Source organism: Actinophytocola sp. (genome assembly GCF_036402745.1).
In the GTDB taxonomy this organism is placed as follows: Bacteria; Actinomycetota; Actinomycetes; order Mycobacteriales; family Pseudonocardiaceae; genus Actinophytocola.
Genome location: NZ_DASWSJ010000102.1, coordinates 1 through 17,287, shown reverse-complemented (window position 1 = coordinate 17,287; position 17,287 = coordinate 1). Strand labels below are relative to the sequence as shown.

The window sequence follows — 17,287 nt, the reverse complement described above, 5'->3', positions numbered from 1 at the left end:
CCCGTCGGGCTGGGGCAGCCGGGGGAACGCCACCACCTCGGCGACCGCTCCGTCGCTCTCTCTCACAACGCCTCCTCGAGGCCGATGTAGGCGAGCCGGCTCGCCTTCATCTCGGCGGACCACCGCTCGGCGGTGGCGGTGCGCTCCTCCGGGGTGGTGTCGACGAGGCGGCGGCCCGGCCAGATCTCGTAGTCCCCGACCACCGCGGCGTGCTGCTCGAGGCCGCGCTGGAACAGGACCTCCCGGCGCAGCACCAGGTCCTGCACCGGCAGCACCGTCCACAGGTGCATGCCGCGCCGGATCAGGTCCAGCACCCGGTCCTTCTCGCCCGGCCGCTCCTCCAGGCACTGCTTCGCGATCGCCGCGCCGACCGTGAGGTGGCGGATCTCGTCGATGCCCGCGCCCCGGTCGATCTCCGCGGCGGCCGGGTCGAGCGGGCGCCACTTGCGCTCGGACAGCTCCGCGGCCGGCGCCAGCGCGCCCTCGATGACGATCGTCATCAGCACCACGCCGCCGAGGAAGTCCGCGTCGTCGCGCATGACCTTGAGGCCCAGTTCCTCCAGCGGGTCCAGCACCGCGTGCACGTCCGCGCCGGCGAACGCCTCGATCGCCTGCCACAGGTTGTCCTCGGGCACGCCGAGGGAGAGCAGGTGGTTGCGGAACACCATCGCGTGCCGGGCCTCGTCGAGCACCTGGGTGGCGTAGAACTCCAGGGTGTCCGTGTCCGGCGCGATCGCGACCAAATAGGACAGTGCGCGGGTCGCCTTCTCCTCGGCCACCGAGCGGAACGCGTACTCGGCGCGCAGCGCGTCGCGCAGCGGGCCGGGCTCGCGCATGAACTCCGGTACCGACAGCGCCGGGTCGTGGCCGTCGGGCCGGCCGAGCAGCGTCCCCTGCGGCACGGCCTGCAGCCAGTACCGCAGGTTCGCCCGCCGCGGCGTCAGCTCCACCGACATCGCGCCGTCGACCAGCGACGGTGCCCGGTCCCAGTCGGCCTCCACGGACGTCATGGGGTGACCAGCTCCCGGCTCATGCGGGCGAACGCGGGGTGCGGCTCGGGCTCGAACGGCACCGAGAACGGCTTGAGCGCGTTGCCGAACAGCGCCCGGTCGCCGCACAGGTGGATCGGGATCGCGAGCAGCGCCCACTCCCAGCCGAACAGCAGCACCCAGAGCCCCACGACCGCCGCCTGGGTGGCGAAGCTGTGCATCGCGTTGTAGAGCACGTAGTACGCCTTCGCGATCCGCCTGCCCTTGGCGCGGTGGTGCGCGACCGCGCCGGGCAGGTAGCCGACGAGGTCGATGTAGACGAACAGCGCCACCGCCGGCAGCCAGCGGACCTCGCCCAGGTGCAGCACGAACAACGTGACGCACACGCCCAGCGCGATCAGGTACTCCAGCCGCATCAGCGCGTGCGTGGCGCGGGTGTCGAAGCGGTTCACGGCGTCCATCAGGCGGCCCTCCCGGCGTCCGGGGACAGGTCGGCGAGGGCCTCGCCGCCCTCGAGCACGGACGTCGGGCCGAACAGCGCGGCGAGCACGTCGCACACCACCCGCTTGATCACCCGCTCGGCGATCGGGTCCATGATCCCGGCGAGGCTCTCGATGCCGAAGTCGTAGGTCACCTCGAACCGCACGACGCAGCCGCCGATCCCCGGCACGAGCTGCCACGAGCCGGTGAACGTCTCGAAGTCCCCGTCGACCTGGGTGAACTCGATCCGGAGCGCGTGCGGGTCAACGGTCTCGCGCTCGGTCCAGCGCATCGGCCCGCGCCGGAAGTTCACCACCCAGTCGGTCCCGCCGTCGCGCGCGGCGACGTGCCGCACGTCCGCGGCCAGCTCCGGATAACGCTCGAACTCGGCGATCCGCGCCAGCGCGGCGCGCGCGTCCCGCGCCGCGATGTGCACGGTCAGTGCCACACTCCGCATCCCGATCTCCCTCTCAGCTCAGCACCGCACGCGCGGCTCGCTCGAACGCATCCAGCAGGAACCGGTGCTCGCGGTCGTCGAGCACCGCGGGCGGGGTCAGCCGCAGCACCCGGTCGGAGTTCAGCGAGTGGTTCGCGATCACCCCGGCCGACATCAGCTCCAGCAGCAGCTCACCCGCGAGGCCCTCGACGGCGCAGTCGATCCCGATCAGCAGGCCCACCCCGCGGACCTCGGCCACCGCGTCGCCGAGCACGTCCGCGCAGATCTCCCGCAGCTCGGCCAGCAGCGCGGCGCCGAGCCGGTCCGCCCGCGCCACCAGGTCGTCCTCGCGGATCGCGGCGAGCGCGCCCTGTACGGCGGCCATGCCGAGCGGTGCGCCGGAGAACGTCGACGTGTGGATGAACGGGTCCTTGTCGAACGGCCCGAACGCGTCCTCCGTCGCCACCATGGCCGACACCGGCACCACCCCGCCGCCCAGCGCCTTGCCCACCAGCAGCACGTCCGGGACGACGCCCTCGCGGTCGGCGCCCCACCAGTGGCCGAGCCGGCCGAGGCCGGTCTGGATCTCGTCGAGCACCAGGAACGCCCCGTGCGCCCGGCACAGCGCCGCGACCTCGCGCAGGTAGCCGGGCGGCGGCACGACCACCCCGGCCTCGCCCTGCACCGGCTCGACGATCACGCACGCCTCGCTCGGGTGCTCGGCCAGCACCGCGCCCAGCGCCGCCGCGTCGCCGAACGGCACGTGCGACACGTCCGGCAGCAGGGGCCGGAACGGCCGCTGGAACACCGGCTTCGCGGTGACCGACAGCGCGCCGAGCGTCTTGCCGTGGTAACCGTCCACCATGGACACGAGGTGCCGCCTGCCGTTGGCCCGGGCGAGCTTGATGCCCGCCTCGACCGCCTCCGCGCCGCCGCAGGCGAAGTGCACCCGGTCCAGCCCCGCCGGCGTCACCGCGGCGAGCGCCTCGGCGGCCAGCGCCGCCTGCGGCTCCAGCAGCAGCCGGGTCGCCACGGGGTTGCGGTCCAGCTGCTCCCGCACCGCGGCCAGCACCCGGGGGTGCCGGGCGCCGGTGATGAACACGCCGTAGCCACCGCAGTTCAGCAGCTCGCGGCCGGCGCCGGTGCGCACCCACGCGCCGGCCGAGGAGACCTCGACGTCACCGCCGAACATCTCCCCGAGCGCAGCCCGCCCACGGGAGAGATGCCGCCGGTACAGCGGGGCCACCGCAGTGTCCACCGAAGTGTCCACAGTGGACAGCATTACGCCACGACCATGGGGTAGCCGGCGTAGTAGTCGACGAGGCCACCGGCCACGCTGGTCCGCGACGGCGGGTGGAAGGCGATCGCGTGCGAGGCGGCGGCGAGGTAGGCCACGTCGTCGCTGCCGATGAACGCCATCCCGCCCAGCAGCTCCACGGCCTGGCTGACCGTCGCGGCCACCGCGTCCTGCACCGCGTACCGGGTGACCAGCGCCGTGGCGAGCGTGTCGTTGTCGGTCTCGCCGTCCATCATCCGGCGGGCGAGCCCCTCGGTGAGCGCGGCGGCCGACTCGATCCGCACGGCGAGCGAGGCCCGGTCCGACACGCCGCCCCGCACGCCGAAGAGCACCTTCTCCGCCAGCACGCTCGCGATGCCCGTGTAGGCCGCGCACACGGTGAGCTGGAACCAGATCAGCCCGACCGTGGTCAGCTGGTCCATCGCGTCGGCGAGCGCCGGGTCCGGCGCGATGATCTGCTCCGGCGCCACGAGCACGTCGGTGAGCCGCACCTCGTTGCTCTCCGCGCCGGCCAGCGCGAAGGTCGACCAGAACGGGTGCACGGAGATGCCGGGCGTGTCCGCGGGCAGCATCAGCAGCCCCATCGCCACCGAGCCGTCCTCCTGCTCGATGCCGACGCTCGCGGTGAGCAGGTCCATCGACCGGGACAGGCTGCACGGCTTCTTCGCGCCGTTGACGAGGTAGCCGCCCTGCACCGGCTCGGCCATCATCGTCGGCGACAGGATCCCCTGCGAGGTCCGGCCCTCGGCGAACCCGGAGGCCACCAGCAGCCGCTCGTCGACCACCCGGCGCAGCAGCAGGTCGTCCAGGTCCGACCCGGCGCCGACCAGCTCCGCGACGGCGAACAGGGTGCCGAGGGAGAAGTGGTGCATCATCGTGGCCACGGTCATCGACGGCGCCGCCGCGGCCAGCGCGCGCACCACCCGCGCGGCGTCCAGCGGGCTCGCGTCCAGGCCGCCGTAGTCCGCCGGCACCAGCAGGTTCGTGCCGCCGTGCGAGCGGAAGATCTCGATCGCCGGGCTGTCCTCGGACTCGAGGTCGGGCAGCGGGATCTCCGCGAGCTGCTGGCGCAGACCCGGTAACAGCTTGTCGCAGACCTGCCGGTCCGCCTCCATGAACTGCATGTCAGCCCCTCCGTCGTGACTCGCGTCGTGACTCGCGTTGTGGCTCGTAGTCGGCGCCGAGGACCGCGTCGCGCGGTCGGATCCCGGTCGCCCGGGAGACGCCCTGTAGGTGCGAGCTGCGCAGCATCGGGTAGTTCGCCTCGCCGAAGGCGCCGCCGGACAGGCCGGTGCCGCCGTGCGTGGGCAGGTAGGGCACGAACCCGATGTGCGAGTCGTTGATCTTGAGCACGCCACCGTTGGTGGTGCGTGCGACGAACCGGTCGATCACCGTGGTGTCGGTGGCCCACAGGGAGTTCCGCAGGCCGTACGGGTTGCTGTTGACGAAGCCGAGCACCGCGTCGAGCAGGTCCGGCGCCGGCCGCGGGACGATCACCGGCAGCAGCGGGAAGAACGTCTCCGAGCGGACCGCGTCGATCTCCCGCGCGCCGGCCAGACCGTCCACACGCAACACCGTCGGCTCGAGGAACAGGCCCGTGTCGCAGACCGAGCCGTCCACGTCGAGCCGCCGCGCGCCGTGCACGAGCGTGGCGCCGCGATCGAGCGCGTCGCGCACGTAGGCGAAGAACCGCTCGCTGCGCAGCACGGGGGACAGCAGCACGCCCTCCTCGTCGGGGTAGCCCGGCCGGATCCGCGCGGCGGCCGCGGCGAGCCGGGTGAGCAGTTCCCCGGCGATGTCGGGGTGCGCGACGACCTGGTTGGGCACCATGCAGATCTGGCCGGAGCCGTAGAAGCACTCGGTGAGCGCCTCGACCGCGCCGTCGAGGTCGGCGTCGCGCCAGACCACCACGCAGTCGTTGCCGGCGAGCTCCAGGATCGGCTTCTTGCCGCGCGCCACGCACTCGCGCTCCAGCGCCAGCCCGCGCTCGACGTCGCCGGTGTAGAAGATGTCGTCGACCTGCCCGCTCTCCAGCCAGGTCCGCAGTGTCGGGCCGGGGCGGGCGCAGAAGAAGTTGAGCGTGCCGGCCGGCGCGCCGACCTCGGCCAGCGCCGGCAGCACCAGCTCGCGCAGCGCGAACATGACGCCGAGCGGGGCACTGCGGGGCGCGCGGACGACCACCGCGTTGCCGGCCAGCAGCGGCGTGATGCCGAACAGCGCGCTCGCGGCGGGCGCGTTCTGCGGCGGGTTGACGCACACCACGCCGTCGGCGACCCGGCGCACGGTCAGGACCCGGTTGCCGTGCCGGAACTCCTGGTGCAGCTGGCCCGCGCAGTAGCCGAGCGTCTCCGGGCCGAACAGCTCCAGCAGCCCGGCCACCTGCCAGCGGGCCAGCGCGGCCGGGCTGCCCTCGGCGACCAGCACGTCGACGAGCTCGTCGCGGCGCGCGCTGATGCGGTCGCGGATCAGCGCGCCGAGCCGCATCCGGGTGGCGAGCGGGGTGGCCGCCCACACCGGGGCCGCCGTCGCGGCCGCATCCACCGCGGCCACAACGGTTTCCGCGTCCGCGACCGCGCAGCGGCCGACCACGTCCTCGGTGGGCGCGTCCTCCAGGCCCTGCTCGAGCCGCCGCTTGAGGGTGAGGCTCGCGAACACGTCGGTGAGGATCGACCGCGTGCTCACGGTGTAGAGATAACGGTCGGAGTCGACGTCCCGGCCACCCACGTGGGAAAGGTGGGTGGGCATCGGGTCGTCGTGGGATCGCGACGTACCACTGGCCAGACTGAGCGTCACGAATTCGAGTCTGACAACGAGTCCTGATGTGCCACTGACACCCGGCTCGGGCTGTTTCCGCTGCTGACGGGCGGCTGATCGGCGCCTCGCGGGGCGGTTGTCGATGCCTGCCGGCGGGCCAATACTTGGTGCCGAGAAAGTATCAGCCGGCCAGGATCGGTGGATCGAGGATGAGTACGGTTACGCTGGAAACTGACTCCGTGCATTCCGCGGTCGCGGGGTACGCGGACAATCCGAGCGCTTTTCTGGCGCTGGGCTCGGGCAACTCCTTCTTCACCGCGCCGGGCCTGGCGGGCGTGGTCGCCTACCGGCGGTCCGGCCGGTACCTGGTGCAGTTCGGCGCCCCGTTCGGCCCCGACCGCGCGGCCCTGCTGCGCGCCTTCACCGCCCACGCCCGGTCCGCCCGCCGCCGGGTCGTGGCGATCCAGGTCCAGCAGTCCGATGTGGACATCTACGCGGCGGCGGGCTACACGGTCAACCAGGTCGGCGCGTCCTACGCCGTGGACCTCGCCGCGTTCACGCTGCGCGGGTCGCGGTTCGTCCGGCTGCGCAACAAGGTCTCCCGGGCCACCCGCAGCGGCCTGGTCGTCGCCGAGGCCGACCAGCCCGGGTGGCACGACCGGATGACCGCGCTGGACACGGAGTGGTTGCGGAGCAAGGGAAAGCACGCCAAGCCGCTGGAGTTCCTGGTCGGCGAGTACGGCGGCCCGGCCCAGCACCACCGCCGCCTGTTCGCCGGCACCATCGACGGCGAGCTGGCCGGCTACATCTCCTACTCGCCGGCCTACGGCTCCCGCCCTGGCTGGCTGCACGACCTGTCCCGCCGCCGCCCGTCCGGCCCGCCCGGGGTGATGGAGGCGATCAACGCGGCGGCCATCGAGGTGTTCCGGGCCGAGGGCGCGCCGTGGCTGCACTTCGGCTTCACCCCGTTCACCGGCCTCTCGCCGGCCCACGAGCACGCCGGCGCCAGCCGCTGGTTCCGCTGGCTCGTCGGCCAGCTCGCCACGCGCGGTGCCGCGGTCTACCCGGCCGCCACCCAGCTCGCGTACAAGCAGAAGTGGGCGCCGCACGCGGTGCTCCCGGAGTACGTGGCGTTCTCCGGCGGCGCGAGCCTGAACGGCTTCCTGCAGGTCTTCCGCGCGTCGAACGCGCTGTAGACCGGCGGGGGAGGATCCGCCAGGCGACTATCACTTACGCCGCCGCGGCCGGGGCCGCCGGTGCGCGCGGCACGCACTCGACCCGGGCTCGACCTCCTTGTCGAGCGACTCGTGAACGGCTCGCGGGGTCAGGCGGCTGTCATCCCGGTGTCAGCCACCTGGCCAAGCATCGACCGGGGCGAGTCACGGGAGGAGGCGGGTCGGTATGACGGACAGATACTTGTCCCCGGTACGGGCACGCACGGTCATCTTCAAGCTTTTCGGATCGGTCGGCCTGGTCAAGGACGGGCGGCTGCTGGCGATCCAGGGGGGACGGCAGCGCACGTTGCTGGCCACATTGTTGATCAATTCCGGCAAGGTCGTCACCAAGGAGCAGTTTTTCGAAGAGCTGTGGGAAGGACGGCCTCTCGCTAAGGCGAACAACGCGCTGCAGGCATTGGTCACCAGATTGCGAAGATTACTCAGGAACACCTTCGGCGACGAATTCGCCAAGGACCGGCTGGTCACCCTGCCCACCGGTTACGTACTGCACGCGGACACCGACGAGATCGACGCCAAGCTCTTCGAGCACCTGGTCCGCCTGGCGCACAACGACCTCGCGACCGACCCGGTCAAGGCGCGTGACCTGCTCACCGAGGCGCTCGAGCTGTGGGACGGCCCGGTGCTGGAGGGCGTGGCCGGCGGGCCCATGTGCCACAGCTCGGTGCTGCACTACGAGGAGAGCCGCCTCGCCGCCATCGAGGACAAGTTCCACGCCTGCATCGTGGCCGGCATCCAGGGCGGTGTGATCAGCGAGCTCAAGAAGATGGCCATGCTCTACCCCTGGCGGGAGCGCCTGGCCGAGATGCTGATGATCGCGCTCTACCGGTCCGGCCGGCAGGCCGACGCCTTGCGCGAGTACAACGTCGTGCGCCGGCGCCTGGTCGATGAGCTGGGCATGGAGCCGTCCACGATGCTGCAGGACCGCATGCAGGCCATCCTCAACCACGATCCGTCGCTGGACCTCGTTCCGGAGGTGGGGAGGCCGCGGGCCGCTGCCGGCTAAGTGATTGATTCAGGAACTACACGACGCAGAGTCACCCCGTGTCGCGATTGCCCAGGTTGGCAGGCGCATAGGGTGACTATTGCGTTGACGTGCGAAAACCTACGCGCCAGTAAACAAAACCAACCAGTCGGCTTCTATTGACAAACCGGGCGGTCGGTTTTGTAGTCTTGAGGAGCGGTCGAGCAGATGCCGATCAAACCGGTTGGCAGTCGGTCGCTACACAGGCCTTCAGGAGACCGAAGTGGACATTGACGTTTTAGGGCCCTTAGTCGCCCGCCAGGGTGGCGCGTCGGTGGTCCCCACCGCCGCCAAGCCCCGTAAGGTGTTGGCGATGCTGACCGTGCACGCCGACCAGGTGGTGCCGATGGCGTCGCTTTTCGAGGAGCTGTGGGGGGAAGACATCCCCCGTAGCGCCAACACGACCGTGCAGACCTACATTCTGCACCTGCGCAACCTCATCGGCGCGGCACTCAACCAGTCGCCCGCCGATGGACCGACAGACGCCAAGCGCGTGCTCGTCACCTACCCTGGCGGGTACCTGCTGGACACCATGGGCGGCCGCGTCGACGTCCGCGAGTTCGACCGGCTCGCCGCACTGGGGCACCGGGCCCGGGAGATGGGCGACTACGACATCGCGTCGCGGCACTTCACCGACGCGCTGGTCATCTGGCGCGGACGTGCGCTGGTCGACGTGCAGACCGGCCCGCTGCTGGAAGTGGAGTCCCACCGCCTCGAGGAGGCTCGGCTGAACGTGCTGGACCGTCGGATCGACGCGGACCTGCGGCTCGGTCGCCACCACGAGCTGCTCGGTGAACTGGCCGGGCTGGTCGGCCGCTACCGCACGCACGAGGGCCTGCACGCGCATCTCATGCTGGCGCTGTACCGCTCCGGCCGGCGCGGCGAGGCCATCGACGTCTACCGGCGGATGCGCACGGGTCTGGTCAACGAGCTGGGTCTTGAGCCGTCGCCCAGCCTGCGCCGACTGCAGCACGCGATCCTGATGTCCGACCGTCGGCTCGCCGAGGTGGGCACCGAGGCAGCTGCCCTGGACCGGGCGGGCTGACTTGACGTTGAACAACCGGAGGGAGGCGAAAGTAGGGCCGCGGCGACGCGCCCTACTTTGGCATATGAGCCGGGGTGAGATCCCTCGGATGGACAATCCGCTCAACGGTTGAGTGGATCATGGTGCCCCGGGACGAGTCGTGACCAAACAGTCGAGATCTGAGAATACGCGGTTGCATCTGGTGCGGTCGGCAGCGGAGCTGTTCGACCGCAACGGTTTCTCGGGGGCAACGCTGGAGGACGTGAGCCGGGCCGCGGGGGTTACCAAGGGCGCCTTCTACTTTCACTTCTCCTCCAAGGACGAGCTGGCCGGCGCGATCCAGGCCGAGGCGTGCACGCTGCTGCGCGGCGCCGTCTACCGGGTGCTCGACGACGAGCTCCCGGTGCTGCAGTCGCTGGTCGACCTCACCCACGAGCTCGCCCACTGGCTCGAGCAGGAGGCGGTGGTGCGGGCGAGCCTGCGCACCGCCCGCGAGTGCGGCCACCGCGGCGCGCCGTTCCTCGACTTCTACGTCGACCTGCTCTCTGCCGTGGAGACCATGCTGATCAGCGCCGAGCAGGCGGGCGACCTCGACGACGGGGTGGCCATCGAGCACGCGAGCACGCTGGTGCTCACCATCTGCGCGGGCGTGGAGATGCTGTGGTGGTCGGGCATCCGGCACGGCGACATCCGGGAGAACGTCCGGGAGATGTGGAAGCTCATCCTCCCCGGCCTCGTCACCGGCGACGACCTGCGGCGGCTCGACCCGAGCGGGCCGAGCCAGCTCGGCGGCTGAGTCAGCGCCGGGACATCCGCGTCAGCAGCCGGGCCGTCACCGGCGACGGCAGGTGGCGCAGCGCGAAGCCGATCGGGCCCCACGGCCACGACGGCACGCTGGCCTGCGCCGGCTCCTTCTCGATCGCGGTGACCAGCATCCGGCAGCCCGGCTCGGTGTCGACGACGAACGGCAGGTTCGAGCGGCTCGCGTTCATCTCCGTGCGGATGTAGCCGGGGTAGATCGTCGTCACCTCGATGGGCAGCGCGGCCAGCTCCGTGCGCAGGCCCTCGGCCAGCACCGACACCGCGGCCTTGCTCGCCGCGTAGACGTTCATGCCGCCCGGGAACCCGCGCCGCGCGGCGATCGAGGAGATCATCACCAGGTGCCCGTGCCCCTGCGCGCGGAAGATCTCCATCGCCGCCTCGGCCTGCGTGAGCGCGGCCAGCACGTTCGTCTCGACGATCGCGCGGTTGGCGTCGAAGGCGCCGGTGCCGACCGGCTCTCCCTTGCTGCGCCCCGCGTTCACGACGACCCGGTCGAGCCCGCCGAGCTCGTCGCGCAGCTCGCCGAACACCCGGAACACCGCGTCGTGGTCGTTGACGTCCAGCTCGCGGACCGCGATCGCCGGGCCCGGGTGCGCGGCCGCCAGCTCGTCACGCAGAGCCTCGAGCCGGTCCAGCCGGCGGGCGCACAGGGCGAGGTTGCGGCCCAGGGCGGCGAACCGGCGGGCCATCCCCATGCCCAGCCCGCTGCTGGCGCCGGTGATCAGAACGTTCCTGCGGATCATCGCGCTCCTTGGATGGGCAGCGGTAACATTCCGATCGGTATGGCGCGAGCAAGTGAGCACGGTACGAAGCCGCTGTCCCCGAGTCAACAGGCAGGTTCGAGGCCCCATGACGACCGCGAGCGACCACGTCCGCCTGCTCCGCGAGCTGCGCTCGGTACGCCGGTTCACCGCCGAACCGGTAGACCAACGCGTGATCGACGATCTTCTGGACGTCGTCCGGTGGACCGGCAGCTCCAGCAACCGCCAGCCGTGGGAGCTCGTCCTCGTCCGTAACCGAGAGACGCTCGCCGCGCTGGCTACCATCGGCGGAGGACCGGGCGCACGGCATCTGGCCGATGCCGCGCTCGCATTCGTACTGGTGATGACCGGCGAACGGACCGACTTCGACGCCGGCCGGTGCGTCGAGCGGATCTTGCTCGCCCTTGCCGCGCACGGGATCGGCGCGTGCGTCGCGGGGTTCTCGAAGCCGGAACAGGGCGCCGCGGTGAAGGACCTGCTCGGCGTGCCGGCCGAGCGCACCGTCCGGATCGCCGTCTCGGCAGGTCATCCGGCGGGGGAGCGGGCCCATCTGGTGAGTGCCGAGCGCGGGGTGGACACGCGGCTACCGCTGCACGCGATGAAGGTGGGCCGCAAGCCCGTGGCCGAGCTCGTGCACCTGGAGCGCTACGGGGGCCGCTAGGCGGCGCTGGTGTCCCACTGGACGGTGCCTGCCGCCACGAAGCGGGAGAGCCGGCGTGGCGCGGCGAGGCCGGGCAACGAGATGCGCCACATGTCGGCGATGCGGTCGCGCAGGTCGGCGCGGTTGGTGAGGACGCCGGACATCGTCTGCACGCCCAGGAACGCGCCGGTGAGCCAGGTGGCGATGGTCATCGGGTCCCATTCCTTGCGGATGTCCCCGGCCTCCTGAGCGGCCACGATGAGCTCGTGCACGATCTCGATCCAGCGCTCGTACACCGCGGGTGCCGGGCTGGAGACGTTGGCCTCGGTGACCAGCCGGTTGCTGGCGCTGACCCGGATGTTGCTGCACAGGTTCTGCCCGAAGACGTGGCTGACGTCGATGAGCGCCTGCAACGGGCTGCTGTAGCTCGACGCCTCCGGGAACTCGAAGCTCCACTGCTCGGAGACCAGCGCGGAGGCGAGTTCCTCCTTGGAGGAGAAGTGGAAGTAGAGCGCGCCCTTGGTGACCCCGGCCTTGGCCAGGATCTCCGACAGGCTCGCTCCGGAGAACCCGCGCTCGTCGAACACCGCCGCGGCGGCGTCGAGGATGGCGTTCCGCGTTCGCTCCGCCCGGTCCTGGCGTGGCACGGTGCGCACCTCCCTGTGAATGGCTTCTGGGTCACGGTGGGCCGCGGACCACGATGCCATGTCTCCTACATCGTGTCGGTCGCACCCACCCTTGAGCACGTTGCCCCAGCGAGGCTCGACCGCCAGTCCAGGGTAACTCAAGGATGGAGCAATCGCCCCTCGAAAAAAAACCGGGTGGTAGGTATTCTTCGTCTCGTGTGGCCCACACCACTCTCCCACAGCGGAGCGGGTGGCGGACCGAACGACCCGAGCCGGACGGGTCGCCGGTTCGTCGCAGCCCACAGGCCTACGACGTTGACACGGAATTGGCAGCGACGCCACAGGACCTTCATGAGAGGTTTTGCCATGACCACGATGATCAACCCTCAGCCCGAGTTACCCATGGAGTTACGGAGAGCGGAGCGGCTGTTCCAGCAGGTCGTTCCGCCCCGGCTGGTGCGCCGCACCGGGGAGTCGGATGTCTTCGTCACCAACTTGCGCGTCACGGGGTACGACGCGTTCGAGGTGAGCGTCCAGCTTCCGGCGGCCCACTCCTTCTACGGACCCACCGGGAACCGCCACGACTCGCTGCTCCTGCTGGAGTGTGTGCGTCAGGCCGGTCTGCTCGTCGGCCACGTGGCCTACGAGATCCCCCGGGAGTTCAAGTTCGTCACGCACGACAAGCAGTTCCAGTTCGATCCGGCCGGTCTGCGCACCGCCGGTGACCAGCCGGTCGACCTGGTCATGATGGTCACCCAGCACGACGTCAAGCGGCGCGGCCGCCGGATCGCCTCGATGCGCACCGAGGTCGAGGTCCTCCGCGACGGCAAGCGGGTCGGCACCGCGACCTACCGGTGGAGCTGCGTGTCCGGGCCCGCCTACGCGAAGCTGCGCAGCGAGTACAAGGACGCCGCGCCGCTGCCGTCCGACGCCACCCCGGTCGCACCGGAGCGCGTCGGCCGCGTCGACGAGGTCGACGTCCTGCTGGCCGAGCGGAGCGAGGGGCGCGGCTGGGCGCTGCGGGTCTCCCCCGACCACTCGGTGATCTACGACCACGTCATCGACCACGTGCCGGGCAACGCGGTCGTCGAGGCCGCCCGCCAGGCGGCGCTGCTGGCCGCGGGGAGTCCCGGCGCGCTGCCCGTGGCCGGTGACCTCCGCTTCTCGCACTATCTCGAGTTCGACGCACCCTGCCACGTGTGGGCAGAGGTGGTCGGCTCGACTGCCGGCGGCACGACCGGGGTCCGGTTCGTGATCGAGCAGTCCGGCCGCGACGCCGTCAACGGCGTCATCGAGCTCCTGGTTCCCTGATTCCCGCCCACTCCGTCCTGGGGCGCGGCACTCTCATCGCGCACGACCTGCGTCTCGCCACGCCCCAGGTAGGGATCCCACAGCCACAAGCTGACTCGCCCACCTCCGTCCGCCGCGGGAGGGATGACCTCCCTCCCGCTGCGGATGGGCGAGAACCGTTCGGCCGACGGATTGCCGGCGCGCCACCCAAGCGTCGACAATGGACACCTGCCGAGCTGTGGTCCGGGAACGGAGATCGGTCATGACGCTGAGGGACGACGGCTTCCCCGGCAACCGCGAGATCCTCGAGCGGGCGCTGCGTGAGTCCACCATCCAGGAGCTGCACCTCGCGGCGGATCCGTTGCCACGCGGTCGATCCCTGCTCGAGCGGACCGCGACCGCGGTACGCGGCTTCGAGCGAACGCCGGCGATCCCGGCCTCCACCCGCACCCCAGGCCTCGCGCCCCCGCGAACCCCCGGTGCTGTGATCGCGTCGGCTCCCGACATCGTCGCCCCGCGAACGCCCGGTGTTGTGGCCATGTCGACTTCCGACGTCGTCGCCCCGCGGACGCCCGACGTCGTGCCCGCGCGGACTCCCGACGTCGTACTCGCCCGGACTGCCGACGTCGTGGCGCCCGCGCCTGCCTCCGGCGTCGTGGCTCCCGGGCGGACGCCCGATGTCGTGGTGGCCGCGTCGAAGGACGGCATCCCGTCCGACATCGCCGAGGCGTACATGCGCGCCAAGACCGAGGTGAAGGCCATCCTCGCCGAGCACCTGGGTGTGGTCATCCGCGACCCGGAAACCCTTTAGCCGCGCGGCAACTCCTGCGGCGCCGGGTCCGGCGCGAGCGTGCGCAGGGACTCGAGCAGCGCCTCCTGCCGGCTGGCCAGCGTGTCGATCCGCTGCTGCAGCGCGGCCAGCTCCCTGGAGAGCTCCGCCCCTTCGGTTTGCACGAAACCCTGCGCTGGCACCGGCTCCAGGTCCAGTGCGGTCGTCGGGTTGTTCGTCAGGATCGACTGCATCCGCGCGCGCAGCACCGGGCCGGGCTCGACGCCGAGCTCGTGCAACAGCCGCCGGCGGGCGCGGTCGTAGACGCCGAGCGCGTCGGACTGCCGGTCGCTGCGGTAGAGCGCCACCATCAGCTGGTCGTAGAACCGTTCGCGCAGCGGGTAGGTGGCCGAGGTCTCCTCGAGCTCGCCGATCACCTCGCCGTGCCGGCCCGCGCGCAGGCTCGCGTCGTACAGGGTCTCCAGCGTGGTCAGCCGGTGCTCCTCGAGCACCACCGCCCCGGCCGCGCACAGGTCGCCGGCCACGCAGCCCTCCAGCGCGGGCCCGCGCCACAGCTCCAGCGCCGAGCGCAGCAGCGGGACCGCCCGGTCCGGCTCGGTGCCGGCGAGCGCCTTGGCCAGGCCGACCTGCTCGACGAACTCCTCGGCGTCGGTCTCGCCGGGCCGCAGGCTCAGGAAGTAGCCCGGTGGGCGGGTGACGATCCGGTCGGGCTCGCCGCAGGCCACCTCGACCACCTTGCGCAGCCGGCGGATGTGCGCCTGCAGCGCGTTGGCCGCGTTGGCCGGCGGCCGCTCGCCCCACAGCTCGACGATCAGCCGGTCCGCGGAGAGCGTGCGGCCCGCGCGCACGACGAGGGTGGCGAGCAGCGCGCGCCGCTTCACGCCGGTGACCTCGACCAGGGTGCCGTGCCGGTCGTGGACCTCCAGGGGACCGAGAATGGACAGCCGCATCGGTGTCGCCGGCCTCACCGGTGCTCGTGCGTGGCGAGGCCCGACTCGAAGGCGTAGATCACCGCGTGGATGCGGTTGCGCAGGCCGAGCTTGCCGAGCAGGTTCTGCATGTGGGACTTGACGGTGTGCTCGGAGACGGTGAGCTCGCCGGCGATCTCGGCGTTGGACATGCCCCGGGCGACCAGCACCAGCACGTCGCACTCCCGCTCGCTGAGCCCGTCGCGCACGGGGACGTGCCGGTCCTCGGCCAGCCGCACGAGCCGGCCGCCGCTCGGCGCGGGCTCGCCGGCGCGGCTCAGCGCGAAGCCGGCCGCCGCCATCCGCACCGCGGCGACGACCTCCTCGGGCGTGGCCCACGCGGGCAGCGACCCGCGGACGTCCGGGCTGGGCAGCGCCTCCCCGTCCCGCATGCCGATGCCGAGCACCCGCACGCCGCGCCCGGTCTGCCGAACCGCGGCGAGCACGGGGGCCGCGTCCTCGGCCAGCAACCCGTGCAGCAGCAGGACATCGGGCTGGCGGGCGGCGAGCGTGGTGAGGACCGCCGGCCCGTTGCGGTGCTCGCCGACCACGACCATGCCCGGCTCGCCGTCGAGCGCGGCCAGCACCCCGCGCCGCGCGAGCACGTCGTCCCCCACGACGAGCACTCGGATGCCCGCGGGCTCGTCGTCCTCCGCCAGCCGGGGCTCGTCGCCGGGCCGGTCGCCGAGTCGCTCGCCGGGTCGCTCGCCGGGCCGGGGCAGGACGCGGACCGCGTGCCCGGAGACCGCGCGCAGGATGGGTTGGTCGACACGGCCCGGCCACGTCGCTTCGGTCCACTGGTGGTCCATCGGTCTCGCCTCGCCCTCAACCTCTCGGGCCGGAGCGCAGGACCCCGGCCGTTACACGCTAAGGCGAGATGACCCGCGGGGGTTCTTTCGTTGAGCGGTCTTCTACCGGCGGCATACGCGCGGTCGAGGCCCTCTACCTGTGGTTTTTCGACGTATACAGGTGTCGACGAGCGGTTGCCGGGCACGTCGGCGGTTTGACTGCCCGGCCGAGGTCACTCACGATCACGAACCATTCCCCTGGTTTCTAGAAACGGAGACGAGCTTGCGCGCGCGCTTCATCGGCAAGGACCCGCTATCACAGGAGGGCCAGTCACCCACGCTGTTCGCCACCGACCGCACCGACCGCCGCACCTTCATCGCGCAGGGCTGGATCGTCACCGATGCGCAGGCGCTGGCCGACGTCGGGCCGGTACCGCACGGCGAGGCCATCATCGAGATTCCGGAGGACGTGCTCCGGATGTACACCCGCGAGCTCGCGGAGGAGTGCCACTGACTGCTCCATAAGGGGTGCGATGTGAAGATTTCCGAGAAATTTCTCGGAAATGGCCCGTCCTGGCCGCTATCGTGAATGGACCTAGTGGTGCGGTGTCGCCGGGCATCGCGCCGTGCGACGGGACGACGTTGTGCCTCCAATTCGAACGAGCAGCGTGTCGAGCCTCCACGAGGCACGCCTGGCGCTCGGCAAGAGGCTCCGCGAGCTGCGTCGGCAGGCCGACCTGAGCGGCCGGGAGCTCGCGGAGTCGCTGTCGTGGCCGCCGTCGAAGGTCTCGAAGCTCGAGAACGGGCGGCAGTCGCCCACCGACGAGGACATCCGCGCGTGGACCAAGGCCACCGCGAGCGACGGCGAGACCGACGCGTTGCTGGCCTCGCTGCACACCCTCGCCGTGCAGAACATCGAGTGGCAGCGGCAGCTGCGTGGCGGGCTGAAGCCGCACCAGACCGAGCTCGCCGCGCTGGACGCCAAGACGCGGCTGTTCCGGGCGATGGAGTCGACGTTCGTGCCCGGGCTACTCCAGACGGCCGAGTACGCGCGGGCGCGTTTTCTGCAGAGCGTCGCCGTGCTCAAGGTGCGCGGTGATGTCGACGAGGCGGTGCAGGCGCGTATTCAGCGCCAGGATATTCTTTACCAGCCGGACAAACGCTTCCACTTCGTGCTCACCGAGGCCGCGCTACGTTATCGGTTGTGTCCGCCGGAGGTCATGCTCGGGCAGCTCGATCGGTTGATCGCGTTGTCCGGCCTGCCCAATGTGAAGTTCGGCATCATCGGTTTCGACACCGCGTACGCCGTGGCCCCGACACACGGATTCTGGCTGCTCGACGACGAGCGCGTGATGGTCGAGAC

At 71.3% G+C, this 17,287-nt stretch carries 19 protein-coding genes; 9 read left to right on the top strand and 10 right to left on the bottom strand.

Translation table 11 applies throughout. The features are described 5' to 3' along the window. Positions 1-62: 62 nt before the first annotated feature. Genes VGD70_RS09960 through VGD70_RS09935 form a run of 6 tightly spaced genes read right to left on the bottom strand, consistent with a single transcriptional unit; the run spans position 63 to position 5,995 of the window. A complete protein-coding gene (locus tag VGD70_RS09960) occupies positions 63-1,010 on the bottom strand; it encodes a VlmB-like protein (RefSeq protein WP_331080366.1) in 948 nt (315 codons plus the stop codon). Beyond that, on the bottom strand, positions 1,007-1,450 hold the full coding sequence (locus VGD70_RS09955) for a hypothetical protein (RefSeq protein ID WP_331080364.1): 444 nt from the start codon (positions 1,448-1,450) through the stop codon (positions 1,007-1,009). Before VGD70_RS09955 ends, VGD70_RS09960 begins: the two co-directional genes overlap by 4 nt. Continuing rightward, entirely contained in the window at positions 1,450-1,926 is a 477-nt protein-coding gene (locus tag VGD70_RS09950; protein WP_331080363.1) for a type II toxin-antitoxin system RatA family toxin, read from the bottom strand. Before VGD70_RS09950 ends, VGD70_RS09955 begins: the two co-directional genes overlap by 1 nt. A gap of 13 nt (positions 1,927-1,939) precedes the next feature. Beyond that, on the bottom strand, positions 1,940-3,163 hold the full coding sequence (locus VGD70_RS09945; RefSeq protein WP_331080361.1) for an aspartate aminotransferase family protein: 1,224 nt from the start codon (positions 3,161-3,163) through the stop codon (positions 1,940-1,942). Between the two features lie 23 nt (positions 3,164-3,186). After that, positions 3,187-4,326 carry an acyl-CoA dehydrogenase family protein gene (locus tag VGD70_RS09940; RefSeq protein WP_331080359.1) on the bottom strand — a complete coding sequence of 380 codons (1,140 nt, stop codon included), beginning with the start codon at positions 4,324-4,326 and terminating at the stop codon, positions 3,187-3,189. Between the two features lies 1 nt (position 4,327). After that, positions 4,328-5,995: an aldehyde dehydrogenase gene (locus VGD70_RS09935; protein WP_331080357.1), complete on the bottom strand. Its 1,668-nt coding sequence runs from the start codon at positions 5,993-5,995 to the stop codon at positions 4,328-4,330. A gap of 170 nt (positions 5,996-6,165) precedes the next feature. Here VGD70_RS09935 and VGD70_RS09930 point away from each other — a divergent pair, with 170 nt between their 5' ends. The 4 genes from VGD70_RS09930 (at position 6,166) to VGD70_RS09915 (ending at position 10,035) form a co-directional block, all read left to right on the top strand. Beyond that, positions 6,166-7,152, top strand: a complete 987-nt coding sequence (locus VGD70_RS09930) for a DUF2156 domain-containing protein (RefSeq protein WP_331080355.1) — start codon at positions 6,166-6,168, stop codon at positions 7,150-7,152. Positions 7,153-7,357: 205 nt separating this feature from the next. Next, on the top strand, positions 7,358-8,197 hold the full coding sequence (locus tag VGD70_RS09925) for an AfsR/SARP family transcriptional regulator (protein ID WP_331080353.1): 840 nt from the start codon (positions 7,358-7,360) through the stop codon (positions 8,195-8,197). A 241-nt stretch (positions 8,198-8,438) separates the two neighbouring features. Then, positions 8,439-9,260, top strand: a complete 822-nt coding sequence (locus tag VGD70_RS09920) for an AfsR/SARP family transcriptional regulator (protein WP_331080351.1) — start codon at positions 8,439-8,441, stop codon at positions 9,258-9,260. A gap of 112 nt (positions 9,261-9,372) precedes the next feature. Then, positions 9,373-10,035, top strand: a complete 663-nt coding sequence (locus VGD70_RS09915; RefSeq protein WP_331080349.1) for a ScbR family autoregulator-binding transcription factor — start codon at positions 9,373-9,375, stop codon at positions 10,033-10,035. Between the two features lies 1 nt (position 10,036). Here the strand turns inward: VGD70_RS09915 and VGD70_RS09910 are convergent, their stop codons facing one another. Beyond that, positions 10,037-10,804, bottom strand: a complete 768-nt coding sequence (locus VGD70_RS09910) for an SDR family oxidoreductase (protein ID WP_331080347.1) — start codon at positions 10,802-10,804, stop codon at positions 10,037-10,039. A gap of 106 nt (positions 10,805-10,910) precedes the next feature. Between VGD70_RS09910 and VGD70_RS09905 the strand changes: the two genes are divergently transcribed. Next, complete coding sequence (locus VGD70_RS09905; protein ID WP_331080345.1) at positions 10,911-11,483, top strand: nitroreductase family protein; 573 nt, start codon at positions 10,911-10,913, stop codon at positions 11,481-11,483. Here the strand turns inward: VGD70_RS09905 and VGD70_RS09900 are convergent. Next, entirely contained in the window at positions 11,480-12,109 is a 630-nt protein-coding gene (locus VGD70_RS09900) for a ScbR family autoregulator-binding transcription factor (RefSeq protein ID WP_331080343.1), read from the bottom strand. The two genes, VGD70_RS09905 and VGD70_RS09900, sit on opposite strands and share 4 nt — an antisense overlap. Before the next feature lie 345 nt (positions 12,110-12,454). On the opposite strand from VGD70_RS09900, the gene VGD70_RS09895 reads away from it, so the two are divergent. Both VGD70_RS09895 and VGD70_RS09890 read left to right on the top strand, forming a co-directional pair. Beyond that, complete coding sequence (locus VGD70_RS09895) at positions 12,455-13,399, top strand: ScbA/BarX family gamma-butyrolactone biosynthesis protein (RefSeq protein ID WP_331080341.1); 945 nt, start codon at positions 12,455-12,457, stop codon at positions 13,397-13,399. A gap of 241 nt (positions 13,400-13,640) precedes the next feature. After that, positions 13,641-14,189, top strand: coding sequence for a hypothetical protein (locus VGD70_RS09890; protein ID WP_331080339.1), 549 nt, complete (start codon positions 13,641-13,643; stop codon positions 14,187-14,189). On the opposite strand, the gene VGD70_RS09885 is transcribed toward VGD70_RS09890, so the two are convergent. Both VGD70_RS09885 and VGD70_RS09880 read right to left on the bottom strand, forming a co-directional pair. Beyond that, positions 14,186-15,136 (bottom strand): AfsR/SARP family transcriptional regulator, encoded by a 951-nt coding sequence (locus VGD70_RS09885; RefSeq protein WP_331080337.1) that lies wholly within the window; start codon positions 15,134-15,136, stop codon positions 14,186-14,188. The two genes, VGD70_RS09890 and VGD70_RS09885, sit on opposite strands and share 4 nt — an antisense overlap. Next, on the bottom strand, positions 15,133-15,945 hold the full coding sequence (locus VGD70_RS09880; protein WP_331080335.1) for a response regulator transcription factor: 813 nt from the start codon (positions 15,943-15,945) through the stop codon (positions 15,133-15,135). The genes VGD70_RS09885 and VGD70_RS09880 overlap by 4 nt, the downstream gene beginning before the upstream one ends. 262 nt (positions 15,946-16,207) lie before the next feature. On the opposite strand from VGD70_RS09880, the gene VGD70_RS09875 reads away from it, so the two are divergent. Both VGD70_RS09875 and VGD70_RS09870 read left to right on the top strand, forming a co-directional pair. Further along, complete coding sequence (locus VGD70_RS09875) at positions 16,208-16,438, top strand: hypothetical protein (RefSeq protein ID WP_331080333.1); 231 nt, start codon at positions 16,208-16,210, stop codon at positions 16,436-16,438. A gap of 112 nt (positions 16,439-16,550) precedes the next feature. Continuing rightward, the coding region (locus VGD70_RS09870) for a helix-turn-helix transcriptional regulator (RefSeq protein ID WP_331080331.1) at positions 16,551-17,287 on the top strand (737 nt) is incomplete at its 3' end.